General features: G+C 42.8%; 12 protein-coding genes and 1 pseudogene. 1 reads left to right on the top strand and 12 read right to left on the bottom strand.

Annotated features, from left to right (window positions below; genetic code table 11):
• Positions 1-109: 109 nt before the first annotated feature.
• From hemN to HWQ36_RS28460, 3 genes are all read right to left on the bottom strand, one after another.
• Positions 110-1,492 carry an oxygen-independent coproporphyrinogen III oxidase gene (gene hemN, locus HWQ36_RS28450; protein WP_292709069.1) on the bottom strand — a complete coding sequence of 461 codons (1,383 nt, stop codon included), beginning with the start codon at positions 1,490-1,492 and terminating at the stop codon, positions 110-112.
• Between the two features lie 565 nt (positions 1,493-2,057).
• Positions 2,058-2,477, bottom strand: a complete 420-nt coding sequence (locus HWQ36_RS28455; RefSeq protein ID WP_292709071.1) for a hypothetical protein — start codon at positions 2,475-2,477, stop codon at positions 2,058-2,060.
• 14 nt (positions 2,478-2,491) lie between these two features.
• Entirely contained in the window at positions 2,492-3,436 is a 945-nt protein-coding gene (locus tag HWQ36_RS28460) for a hypothetical protein (protein ID WP_292709073.1), read from the bottom strand.
• A 348-nt stretch (positions 3,437-3,784) separates the two neighbouring features.
• On the opposite strand from HWQ36_RS28460, the gene HWQ36_RS28465 reads away from it, so the two are divergent.
• Entirely contained in the window at positions 3,785-6,025 is a 2,241-nt protein-coding gene (locus HWQ36_RS28465; RefSeq protein WP_292709075.1) for a DUF1796 family putative cysteine peptidase, read from the top strand.
• Between the two features lie 343 nt (positions 6,026-6,368).
• Here HWQ36_RS28465 and HWQ36_RS28470 read toward each other — a convergent pair whose 3' ends face one another.
• From HWQ36_RS28470 to HWQ36_RS28510, 9 genes and pseudogenes are all read right to left on the bottom strand, one after another.
• Positions 6,369-6,560 carry a hypothetical protein gene (locus HWQ36_RS28470; RefSeq protein ID WP_292709077.1) on the bottom strand — a complete coding sequence of 64 codons (192 nt, stop codon included), beginning with the start codon at positions 6,558-6,560 and terminating at the stop codon, positions 6,369-6,371.
• Positions 6,561-6,668: 108 nt separating this feature from the next.
• On the bottom strand, positions 6,669-7,415 hold the full coding sequence (locus HWQ36_RS28475; RefSeq protein WP_292709088.1) for an alpha/beta hydrolase: 747 nt from the start codon (positions 7,413-7,415) through the stop codon (positions 6,669-6,671).
• A 324-nt stretch (positions 7,416-7,739) separates the two neighbouring features.
• Positions 7,740-7,931 carry a hypothetical protein gene (locus HWQ36_RS28480; protein ID WP_292709090.1) on the bottom strand — a complete coding sequence of 64 codons (192 nt, stop codon included), beginning with the start codon at positions 7,929-7,931 and terminating at the stop codon, positions 7,740-7,742.
• 2 nt (positions 7,932-7,933) lie between these two features.
• A pseudogene (locus tag HWQ36_RS28485) lies at positions 7,934-8,080 on the bottom strand (DNA-binding protein); the annotation flags it as partial.
• A gap of 144 nt (positions 8,081-8,224) precedes the next feature.
• Positions 8,225-9,703 (bottom strand): amidase, encoded by a 1,479-nt coding sequence (locus HWQ36_RS28490; RefSeq protein ID WP_292709093.1) that lies wholly within the window; start codon positions 9,701-9,703, stop codon positions 8,225-8,227.
• Positions 9,704-9,729: 26 nt separating this feature from the next.
• Positions 9,730-11,769: a pentapeptide repeat-containing protein gene (locus HWQ36_RS28495; RefSeq protein ID WP_292709095.1), complete on the bottom strand. Its 2,040-nt coding sequence runs from the start codon at positions 11,767-11,769 to the stop codon at positions 9,730-9,732.
• Between the two features lie 202 nt (positions 11,770-11,971).
• Positions 11,972-12,196: a PIN domain-containing protein gene (locus HWQ36_RS28500; RefSeq protein WP_292709097.1), complete on the bottom strand. Its 225-nt coding sequence runs from the start codon at positions 12,194-12,196 to the stop codon at positions 11,972-11,974.
• Between the two features lie 162 nt (positions 12,197-12,358).
• A complete protein-coding gene (locus HWQ36_RS28505) occupies positions 12,359-12,535 on the bottom strand; it encodes a hypothetical protein (RefSeq protein WP_292709099.1) in 177 nt (58 codons plus the stop codon).
• Positions 12,507-12,749: an antitoxin family protein gene (locus tag HWQ36_RS28510; RefSeq protein ID WP_292709100.1), complete on the bottom strand. Its 243-nt coding sequence runs from the start codon at positions 12,747-12,749 to the stop codon at positions 12,507-12,509. Before HWQ36_RS28510 ends, HWQ36_RS28505 begins: the two co-directional genes overlap by 29 nt.
• Positions 12,750-12,772: the final 23 nt, after the last annotated feature.

Here is a 12,772-nt window from a genome sequence, read left to right on the forward strand (position 1 = left end):
CCCGTCACAAAACTTAATTACGAATTACGAATTACGAATTACGAATTATTTAATCTTGGCATACATTTTTACCTGATAATTGGAGCGTTAGGAAGGAACAACGACTGGTTTAAATAGCACGAGAGAATTTTGTCTCTCGCATTTTTGTGTGAGTATCAAATATAACGGCAATATTTCTGACTAGTAATCTCCCGATGTCTGTAATCTGGATCTGATTTTTTGATAAACTGACTAGACCATCAGCTTCTAGTGGTTTTAACGCCTCTAATTCCTCAGAGAAATATTCATCAAAGTTGATCTGATATTTGTTTTCAATATCTTGTTTATGCAACTGGAAGTGAGACATAATACCCATGATTACATCCCTTCTGATAATATCATTTTGACTAAGCTTGACACCTTTGCTAACAGGTAAATTACCTGATGCAATTGTCTGATAATAATCCTTTAATTCCTTGTGATTTTGAGCATAAGCATCTTCTAGCATACTGATGGATGTAGAACCAAAGCCAAATAATTCTGTCTCCGCGTGGGTAGTGTAGCCCTGGAAATTGCGCTTTAGAGTGCCATTGCGTTGAGCGATCGCTAGTTCGTCATTAGTTTTTGCAAAGTGATCCATCCCAATAAATAGATATTGGTTATTCGTTAATTCTTCAATAGTCATTTTCAGAATATCTAACTTTTCTTCGGCTGGTGGTAACGCCTCTTGAGGAATATTTTTTTGTGTTGGTTTAAGCCACGGTACATAGGCGAAGTTAAAGACAACAATTCGGTCAGGATCTAGTTCAATTGTCTTTTTCACCGTTTCTTGAAATGTCTCGCGGGTTTGATAGGGTAAACCATAAATTAGGTCTACATTCACACTCTCAAACTTAGCTTCTTTAACCCAACTCATGACATCAAAGAGCATTTCTTCTGGCTGAACACGATTTACAGCTACTTGAACTTGGCTATTAAAATCCTGAATGCCGAAACTAATGCGGTTAAATCCAATCTCTCTGAGAAAGAAAATGTAGTTTTTATCGATATAGCGGGGATTAATTTCAATTGAAATTTCTGCTTGTGGATCGATGTTGAAATAGCGATTGATATTTTTCCATAAAAATTCTACTTGGTGATGATCCAAGTAATTAGGAGTACCGCCCCCCCAGTGGATTTGCAACACTTTTCTGTCTGGATCGATTAAAGCTGCGGTGTTTTTGATATCTTGAACCAAAGACTCTACATAAGGTTTAGCAATATTCTTGTTGTTGGAAATTACTGTGTTACAGCCGCAGAAATAGCAAGCACTTTGGCAAAAGGGAATGTGAAAATACAAACTCATAGGAGTTTGGCGTTGATTAGATGCTGCGATCGCGGCCTTAAAATCAGTTTCAGTGAATGTTTCGCTTAACTCTGTAGCGGGCGGGTAACTGGTATATCTAGGTGCGCGAGTGTCGTACTTTTGAATCAGATCTAGATCAAACTTGACATCAGGTAATAAAAAAACCATTGAGTTGCTTTCCAGTGAATGTGTGAAGCGAGGGGGAGTGGGGAGTGGGGAGTGGGGAGCAGGGGCAGGGGAGCAGGGGGCAGGGGGAGATGAGGGAGATGAGGGGGATGAGGGAGATGAGGGAGACAAGGGGGACAAGGGGGAATTATTGAATAGTCTCTTCCTTGTCTCCCCCCTCTTCCTTGTCTCCCTTGTCTCTTCTTCATGCCCAATTCCCAATTCCCAATTGTTATTCTAGGTTTAAAGAGGATCTGCATCAGTCTATCCAGCAAGTACCAATGCCGATGTAGATCCAGGTATTTTTATTTCTCCTAAGATTATTTAACTATTAATTTATATATAACTATAAAGATATTAGTATTTATTTATGTTTTTCTGATGCTCATGTTCAGGCACATTTCAGTTAAGTATTTGAGAATAACATAGATTAATAATAGCGATCGCTCAATTCAACCCTCCAGCTTTTTGTGTTAAAGGTGGGTTACTAGTGACCAAGTATATATTCATACATGAAAATCGCACAGATCGATATTAATATTTCCTGATCTCAATAATTCAAGCAATTTCATACTCCTGCAAATCTAATCACCACATGAGCCAAGCTAATAAAGAAATTCAACACTTTCTCTGCTTGAATTGCAGCATCAATATCTCGTTTGATATTTTGCAGATCGGCAATAATTTGGTTGTGATCTGGACGCATCAAAACTTGTGTGAACAGAGCGGCTGTCACTGCTCTTAGTGCATCCTGACATTGTTCAATAGCTTCAGAGAGGATATCAATAAGTTCCCAATTCTCTTCTTCTTCTGCTTGCAAAAGTGCAAATTGTAATCTAAAAAGGATGCTTTTTAGACTTTTTTCTGATTGTTGAAAAACTTGCAGGTCGATAGGTTTACCAGGAGATAGATTTGCTATCGAATCAATGCTATCAATAATCTGTTTGATCTGTTCTTTAATTTTGTTGAGGCTAGTTGATGTAATCATTTTAAACTATCTCCTTACGATGAACATTCGAGAGGTTGAGAATCAGAAGTTGCAGGCGGGAGATTCTGTCTTTGTTTGTTTAACATATCGTTCAAGATGGAATCTTCCTGAATTGCTGTTTGAATCTCTTTAATCCTTACATTTACAGCAGTAATATCCGACCCAAAACTAGAAGCTATTCCTAAAATTGTGGTGATTTTTGCAACAACTTCATCAAAGCTTACATCGTTGTATTTTTCGATGACTTGAGAAAGCTTTGCTCCTGTATCGGCTGTCAGTAAAAGTTTCGCTCTAGCTTGACAAATCATTTTTTTATCTTCTATATTGATGCTGAGTAACTCATCTAAAACTTGCTCAGACTGATTGAATATTTGTGTTTTATCTGCCTCAGAAGTCGCATTTTGAAATTGCGTTCTGAGCTTGCTAAACCGAAAAAGAATCACAACTCGATCTGGATTTTTCGGTGAGGGTGGATCTTGAGCAATCAGTTCAGCTAGAAGTAGCATTTTGACAGTTAATCGCCTAGAAGGTTCAGCCGCTCTAGTAACTGCACCCGCTTCAGTGCCTAATAACCCTGCTTGTTCAATATTGTTAAAAGTCTCGCCTGCTACGATATATTCTTGCTTGAGATCGTTGAGAACGTTATTAACAGGACTTGGCCGGGTATTTGTCTGAAGTTGGTTTTCAATTATATTCGATATTTTGTCTATATCAGCAAAGTCTATATTGCGATCGCTTAAGAGTCTTTTTACCAGTCTTCGCCGTAGTTCAACAGTTGAGCGCGGTAGAGGATTGAGTTGATAGATAGTTTTGACAGATTCAATTGCATCACTTGCCTGATTCTTAAAGTTCAGTGCTGTCAGTCGTAATACCGCCCTCCTCTCTGGACTGCAACCGCTTAGAGCGATACTCACTATCAAAAAAAGCAGGAAACTTTTTAATTGAACTGGATTTTTCATGTCTTGGTTAAGTGGAATAGATATTCCCTACTAAGTACTGGCGTATTTCAGTGCTATTAAAGGAAAAATTTAACTTAATCTTATCCTTTTGTTGATTTGTTCTTAGTTGTGCAAAGACTTTTAATACAATATATTCTACTTAATAAGTATAAAATCTTGTATAAAAATTCGACTTAATCGTTAAAAAGCTTTACTGCTGGTAACTTTGGGTGATTTCAGCCAGAGCTTCAGTATACTTAACAATATTCATACCGGATTCTTAAAAATTCTATGTGATATTGTCAAAGTAGATTTAAATATTTCAGCCTGACTGTTTGGTATCGGACTCACGAAAACAGGATAAACTCTATGTATCGATTCCAGATCAGTGCATACACGCAAACGGGTGAATCCATCGGTCTGGTCGGTTCCACTCCAGAGTTGGGACTGTGGGACATCAAAAAATGTGTCTACTTGCGTACAAGTGGTGATCGCTATCCTTCATGGTGGACAGATATTGACATTCAAGAGTCAGGCGGTCAACAGAGAGTTGAATACAAGTACGTGCTACTCGATGCCAACGGCAACCGATGGGAAAGCTTACTAGATACAAACCGATGGATACCGATTGATTCTAAGGATCGTTCCAACACAATTATTGTGGATGATGGTGTATTCGGTTATTTACAGCCTTACCCTTTTGGATACATTGAAAAATCAACTGTCAAGATGCCAGTGGAAGAAAGGGCTGAGAGACTCAAAATTGTGGTCATTGGCAGTTCCGTCGCATTAGGTCATAAAGCCTGGTTTTTGAAAGGTTGGGTCTGGTTGTTAGCACAGGCTTTAGAGCAAAAATATGGGCATCAACTCGTGAATGTGTCAGAGGTGGGGGCAAATGTCAGCAGAACGATCGCTCGATTTGGCTCAGTTGTCATCCCAGAACAACCAGATATCGTGATTATTGCCCTTTCTCTGGGCAACGAAGGGTTAGCTTATTCCCCCCCTCACGAACGGCGGGCAGTACAGCGACGGTTTGAAAGTGGCTTGCAGCAGCTGGTGAAAATGACGCGAGACATCGGCGCAATTCCGATTCTGGGCGGTGTCTATCCCAATGGTGACTATTCCCTGGAACATTACTGGCTGCTCCGAGACACACACAAGCGGATGCTAAGTTGGGACGTAACTGTATTGGATTGGTTGGCAGCCGTGGATGATGGACAAGGACGATGGAAAGCGGGGATATCCTTCGATCCGGCTCACCCAAACACCAACGGTCATAGCCTTATGTATAAGCAGATCGACCAGCACCTATTCGACATCCACAAAGACGAATTGGCAAAAGAAAAACAACGCTTCCAGCAACCGAATGAATTTCCCATCTACTTTGACAATGCTGGCTTTCATATCTCCGTCTGTATCGAAGAGAAGCGTTTACGGTTCGTTAATCCATCACAATACAGCTACACCATCGCTCCCAATTGGCAAGAATTGCAAACTGCATTACAAAGTAGGGCAAGATTGATACCAGGTATTTACATTGCAAAGTCTGTCAAGCCAGGGATACTCCCCTTCTTCGCTGTGCAAGAAGATGGCGCGATCGCAACTACAATAAATATTCCCCCTGGTGCAGACTTAGAATATAGCGCCGCCTTCAATCTTTTTTCGCCGAACAACTTACAAGTTTTGTTTTATGACGGGAATCTGGGGATTTTGCAAGCGGACGAACAACACCTCTGGATAATCAACGAATCAGATAACGAGTACAATATCCAACCCATGTGGACGGAGGTTTGCAACGCACTTAAAGCCATGCCATCGGGTGTTTATGAAGATCCGCTTCATCCTGACATTCCCTTTCGCACCATGATGATTAGCAAAGAGGGGCTAGAAAGCCGGGTGAAAGCACCAGCTAAGTCTGCGGTGTTTTTCCAATACAAATGTCAGTTATCGGATATTAGCCGTGTCGCTATTCTTCCCCTTGGCGATCGCTGTGCCGTCCGCATGATGCTATATAAAATGGAGTACGATGGCCCTGCTTTTCCCTTTGATTTAACGCGCACCACTAATATTGCAGATGTTGCGGATGCGATCGAAAACGGTTTTTATGATATGTGGAATCCTGCTTTCCTACACTACAGCCCGGATGCAGGCAGAATTTACCATAGTAAATGGTCAGGTCTATCCTTTGCCCATGAAGTTGAGGAGACAGACGACCCGACGAGCGATATGTCTCCCGTCCATGAACGGATGCGCGTTCGATACACAGCACGTTCTGAAAGGTTTTGGTACGCATTGCAGCACTGCGACAAAGTGCTTTTTGTTCGTACAGGAATTAGCGATCGCGGTGGTGTGATAGATTTAGTCAACAAGCTGCAAAAACAATGCCATGGAAAGCCATTTCATCTCTTGCTTCTTTCTCCTCAAAGCGATGATGAGTTTTTAGACCTTCCTAATGTGCTGCACTACAATGTGGAGTTTAATCCCGATCGCATGTATGACGATTTGGGACATTGGATGTATTGCACAGAGGTAATGCGAGCAATTCTGCAATCCCTTGGGGTGTCTAGTAAAAACCTCTTTTGGTGTCCGCCTAAGATACCGAAGGGGTGAGAAACTGGGTAGAGGCGAACTCATTTGTTATTTCGGCGAACTCATTTGTTATTTCGGCGAACTCATTTGCGATTTCGGCGAACTCATTTGCGATTTCGGTGACTGGGTTGTTTGAGTTTTTCAACTTAACGTGAGTTGGTTATAACGCAATACAGTTCAGTTAGCGTCAAAAACCATAAACTGCGTAGGTTGGGTGGAGGAACGAAACCCAACATTTTCGAGGGTTTGTTGGGTTTCACTACGTTCCACCCAACCTACGATTATCTATTGTCACACAAACAAATTGAAGCTACATAACCTTCTCAATCACCCCAGATAGACCGCAACACCCAACAGATAACTTTTAGCTAGTTGGGTAAAGCGACTTGCTATGCAGACGACTGGGTTGTTTGAGTGGCTGTGAAATGATCTGCCGATTACTTGCAGCTTGCTTTTGTCGCAAATCATCGCAAATTGCTTGTAAGTCGTAGTTGAAAGCCTTTGCGTGTTCTTCTCGAATTTTATAAATCTCTTCAAGAATTTCATCTTTCCACATATCTACTCTCCCATTAGTTCGTAGGGTGTACAAAGGGTTGGCAACTCGTATCCGGCATCAAGACTACATTGGGTTTTTAGATAATCATTTGGAGAGTAACACCCAAATTTAAACATCATTAGTTAATACTGAGGCAAGGTGAGCAGGACGAGACAAGTGTGGGCAATGTCCTCCAGGCAGTTCTATAGCATCAACTCCCAAGCGCCTACGTGCAGCGTAGTGTGACCATGCAGGAGAGATTATCAGGTCATCACTACAAAAAATATATTTATACTCTACATTTGGTAAAGCATTCAGGGGATTAACCTCAAAAATATATGCCATTGATTGCTGCAAACGTCTTTTTGATAGTGCCCAGCGCATGACATCCGGCTGACAATCTTGATAAAAAAATTCCATCAACACTGCTTCATCTGAAAAGTTTTTACCAGCAGAAATTGAATTAAATATATAAGGTTCATCATCAAATTGTTCGAGTTTACCTGACTCTTTTGGTTCGTAATTTAATGATTTGAGGCTATCAGAATCAAGATGATGAGAAAATTGGTCAAGTGTACTGGTTCCTGGGTATGGAATAAGCGCGGTAAGGAATACTAGTTGACGTACTTGACGCGCTTGGGCAACAAGGGGAATAACAGTACCAGCCATTGAGTGACCAACCAGCACAATATCATCATCAGTTTGTGGAAGCGCTTGCAATACTACATCTGCAAATTGCGATAAACTTGCAGACGCATCTTCAATTGGCAAATCCATTGCTACTGTTTTGTGACCTTGCGCTTCTAAATAAGGAATTAACAAATCCCAACACCAAGCGCCTTGGAAAGCGCCATGAACTAGACAAAAAAGACTCATAGCGATTTTAAGTTTTTTGAATTTTACTTATCTTCTAGTGACGTGTCAAGCCTAAATTTGTGCATTAGACGTAGGTTGGGTTGAACGAAGTGAAACCCAACATGGATAAGAGTGTTGGGTAACGCATTGCCTCAACCCAACCTACAATTTTTTGCTAAGATACCGAAGGGGTGAGAAATTAGTTAGTGGCGATCGCTTTTCGACTACTTAAACCCTTCGATATAATGAGGGTTGGTAGTCTAACGGCTAGCTTTACGGGCGGCAGATAAAATGTAACTCAGCATCAGCGTATATCTACCGTCCGTAACGCTCAACAGATAACTTTTAGCTAGTTGGGTGCAGCGATTTGCTATGGCGCGGACTGGGTTGTTTGAGTGGCTGTGAAATGATCTGCCGATTACTTACAGCTTGTTTTTGTCGCAAATCATCACAAATTGTTTGTAAATCGTAGTTGAAAGCCTTTGCATGTTCTTCTCTAATTCTATAAATCTCTTCAAGAATTTCATCTTTCCACATATCTACTCTCCCATTGGTTCGTAGGGTGTACAAAGGGTTGGCAACTCGTATCCGGCGTCAAGACTGATTTGGGCTAGCTTCTTCTGGATTTGAGCATTGGCAATATGCTTAGAGTTCCACGTTAACAGATAGTCCAATCCGTAAACTGTGTAAACAGTTTCGCTCATCTGGTATTAAGCTGTTAACTTTCTCATGTTATCCGAAGTCAAAAACCATAAACTGCGTAGGTTGGGTTGAGGAAAGAAACCCAAGCGTATTGGGTTATAACGGTGAAGTTTAATTGCTGCCATTCCTCAATAGCCTAATGGATGGTGGAAATCACCAACCACTTTGTCAAGTTCTTGAGCGATCGCTAACAACTCCATTTCGCGCCATCGCTTGCCCACAATCTGCATCCCGATCGGTAAGCCATTGTGAGTTTGCCCTATGGGAATCACCACCGCCGGATGACCACTGAGATTAAATGGCATGGTGTAAGCTCCGTTTGCCACCGCATGAGGATAGGATTTGCCCTCAATATCAATAGCACTCCAAGCCGGACAATGAGTAAATGCAGGAGTTGCTGTCACAGGAGTGAGCCATACATCCCATGCTTCTAAGGCTTCATCCATCTGGGAAATGAAGCGATCGCGCTCGGTGAGGGTCTCAAAATATCCTCTGAGGCTGGGATTCAAAAGTTCTGGCAGAAAGCTGCTGAAATTCCCCAATTTTCGGAGTTTTTTGTCGCCTTGAGTTGCCGTGCGAAAGAGTAATTCTAAGCTGCGGATCACATTATAACGATCCTTGGGTTGGGCATAGTTGTTGATGTATGCTTCCATCCGCCCGCAGAGGTTCCACACTATCGATAAATCAAAGTCTTTGGGAAGCCAGCGTTCAACATGAGTACCTGCTTGAGCAAGTTTTTGCACGGCTGTCTGGACTGCGGCTCGAATTTCCGCAGCAACGGGAACTTCCACCCATTCATCAATCCAAGCAATTTTCAGATCCTGCAAAGACTTGCCTGATGGCGTATCAAGAGGAATCGGTGGCACATCTGGGCGACGTAGATCCGCACCAGCGATCAGCGAGAAACAAAGGCGAATATCTTCGAGCGATCGCGCAAAACAGCCAATCGTCAACATTTGTCGCAAGCATAGTGGCATTCCCGGTACTTCAGGGATACTTCCGGCGGTAGAAATCCGGCGATCTGTTGGCTTTAAGCCATACACACCACAGAAAGTTGCAGGCTGGCGCACGGAACCCGCAAGATCGTTGCCTATATCTAATGTTGAAAGTCCGGCTGCAACAGCAGCAGCACTGCCTCCAGAACTGCCACCTGCTGTATAGTCAAGATTCCAGGGATTATTTACCCGTGGAAACAGAGAATTTGTACTTTGAAAATCACCAGCCAGTTCTGCCATGTTCGTTTTTCCCAGAATCACGGCTCCTGCTGCCCGCAACCTTGCGACAACGGTGGCATCCTGTTGAGGAATGTAGTCTTTAAGCGGAATGTAACCTGCTGTGGTACGTAATCCTACTGTTTCAAAAATGTCTTTGAGCGTCACAGGGACACCGTGCAGAGCGCCCCAGTATTCTCCTCTGGCTAGAGCTTCATCCGCAAGCTTTGCTCTAGTACGAGCATTGTCTTCGTCTAAGGTGCAAATCGCATTCAGCTTTGAGTTGTGTTTATAAATCTGCGTCAGGTAAGCATCAAACACTTCGACAGCAGAGACTTGGCGATCGCAAATCATCTGAGCAAGTTGATGAGCAGGTAGAAAAACTAAGTTACTCATATCACTGTTATCCGTAAAGCGATAAATTATCCCAAACCGAATAATTTAGAAATTGCAGGTAATAATTTATTAGTTGCTTCAACTAGGGATGCGATCGCAGGTAAACCGGAAAATAGACCTTTCAACATGATGATTGCATTTTTTGCCGTTTTTTGCTTCGTCGATTCTTGGGGACTTTTACCTGCTTCTGCTAAAGCTTCTACCTGTAACAATGCATCAGCTTTGTCTGTTTCTGGTAAATCTGAGGAGTCTGAAATTACCTGGTGCAACTGCGTTAACAATTCTTTAATGCCTGGTTTATCGGCATCGGTTGCATTAGGCAACTGATTCAGGGCAATACTCACGTTACCGCTAATGGTTCCTAGATTAGCAATAGAATTATTGCCAGCGATACCGCTAACATTACTGCTGCCTTGAATATTGATGCCACTGATATCTGACATGATGGTACTTCCTTGTGTATAAAAATTCGGCTGCCCAAGTGCAGTTGTGATCATATTTTCTAAATTACGAATGCGTAGGCGTAGCCCGCCGCAGGCATCGCTTTTTTCTACAAGCAATAATTGCTGACTCTGCGATAAGGCTTTGAATTGATTATAATCATCAAAATATTCTGCACTCAGTTGAGATTTATCGCTACCTGCGGCAGTTTTGGCTCTGAGTAAGATTTTATCATCGCCGCGTTTCTCCATTGCCACGATTTCTAACTCAGCTTCGGGATGGTTTTCAGCGAGGTTTTTCAAGGCAATAGCGATCGCGCGAGGGTCAACGCCTTGATTATGGTAAAGGTCGAGGGTGTCAAAAATTGGTTTGATAAAGTCGGCAAAGTCGCCGTCTGCAAATTCCTCTTGTTTATTATCAGGTTTGCGGAGCGGGTCGGGGTCTTCTTTTGTGGGTAAGCGCATGAAGACATATTCACACCTTACTCCATGCAATTTAGTTGTATTTGTAATCCCCCAATCTTCAATATACGCGCCGGTGAGGATTGCACCTGTTAAATCGGTTGCGTCTAGTTGCGTTTGTTTGAGCTTTGCTCTTGACAAATCGGCATCTTGCAAGTTTGCTTCACTGAGGTCAGCGCCGATAAAGCTGGTATCAGCTAAGTTTGCTGCTTGTAAGTTGATACCTCGTAGGTTTTGACGGTCAAAGTTTGTGTCTTCTCCCTGTCCTGTAACTAGCAGTTGCCGTACTTGTGAGTTTTGCAGATAAGTTGAGCCAGGACGAACACGGTCAAGCATTTTGGCTTGATGCCAACGGCTACAAATAAGAATAGTGTTTCGGAAATCTGTACTTTTGAGTATGGCTTGGGTGAAATCAGCATTGGTTAAATTAGCACCACGAAAACTTGTACCTCCTGTTGCAGCAAAAGCGATCGTAATATTGCGAATTAAGGAGTGTTTTTGATCTCCTTTCATGGCTCGCCAGCTGATGTAAATACTAAATAACGTTCCGGCTACGGCTCCGGCTACGGCAAAGGCTCCGGCTACGGCAAAGGCTACGGCAAAGGCTACGGCAAAGACTCCTGCTACGGCAAAGGCGAAGGCAAAGGCTCCAGCTACGGCAAAGGCGAAGGCAAAGGCTACGACTCCGGCTATGGCTCCGGCTCCGGCTCCGGCTACAGCTACGGCTCCGGCTAAGGCTAAGATTACGGCTACGGCTCCAGCTACGGCGAAGGCTCCGGCTACGGCAAAGACGAAGGCTCCGGCTCCTAAACCAGCTGTTATTCCTTGGCGAATTGTGATGAAGAAAAAGGCAATTAATACGATTAAAGCAACCCAGCCAATAACTTGATTCCCTAAGCTGGAATTAAATATTAGTGATACAAAATAACCGTTGACAGCCCATAAATATCCTGACACTCCCGACAATAAGAACGAGACAAGGACTAGGAAAGTTGCCCAACGGCGTTGCAGTCCAGCTTTGACATGACTGAAGTTTGCACCTGTTAAATTAGCATTGGTGAAGTTTGCCCCTCGGATGTCGGCATAGCTAAAGTTTGCACCCGCAAGGTCTTGTCCTTTGAAGTTGCGTCCTCGGAGATTTTGACCGGAGAAGTCTAAAGCCATGTTCCACTTTACGAAGGTGAGCAAATTTTACTACACGCTCACCTCTGTAAATTCAGGAATGGTTAGATATATTTGTTAGTTGAGTCTCTGAAGGTCAACTTCGAGCCTCTGAAGGTCAACTTCGAGCCTCTGAAGGTCAATTTCGAGCTTCAGAAGGTCAACTTCGAGCCTCAGAAGGTCATTGTTAAACTACACTTACTAATTACCACTGTTCGACTATGAGATTATCTACATAACTAAAATGCTGATCATTTGTGGCTAATCTCCAGCCACGTTCCAGACATTGGGCTGCAATCCAAATGTCATTTTCTGGAATCGGTCTGCCTTTGCGCTTTAAGGTAAGGCGTGTTTGGGCGTAGAAAGTGGCAGTTTCTCGTCCCATTGGCACTACAGCACAAGCCTCAATAAACTGTAAATAGCGAGTCAAGTTTTGCAAGGAACGGGCAGAATTTTCTGCTCCAAATAACAGTTCCGCAACAACAGGTCTGACTTTTCACGGTATCTGGAAAACCTCTCTCTAAATCTCTCTCCTAAAAGGAGAGAGACTTTGAATTTTCCCCCTTCCCGCGTCGGGTTGGGGGTTAGGGGGTTAGGTTTTTCGTAGTATTTTCCACATGACGTGAAAAGTCAGAACAACAGGTAATGGCAGGACGATTGTTGGCAAGGCTATGACCCTTCCAACTACGATCGCATCACCGTTGAGATAGCGAATAGCAACGGACGTGTCCAGAGCCGTTTCACCAGCCATTGGAGTCAATTTGCTCAAATTCCTGATGAATCACAGCTTGCAATTGTGCAGCTTCTTCGTTGCTGATAATGCCTGCAAACTGTAACAGTGGATGGGTTGGAGTCTCTTGGTACTCAATTATGATCTTAACTTTGCTATGTTCTGCCACACCTGTTAGTGTTTGCAGTGGACGTAAAACTCCATCTTCATATATTGCTTCAATAGTTTGAGACTCTGGCATACGGTTTTGCAATTTAATTCCTACTTAAAATTCTA

This window comes from Nostoc sp. NMS2 (genome assembly GCF_017115105.1).
Taxonomy (GTDB): domain Bacteria; phylum Cyanobacteriota; class Cyanobacteriia; order Cyanobacteriales; family Nostocaceae; genus Nostoc.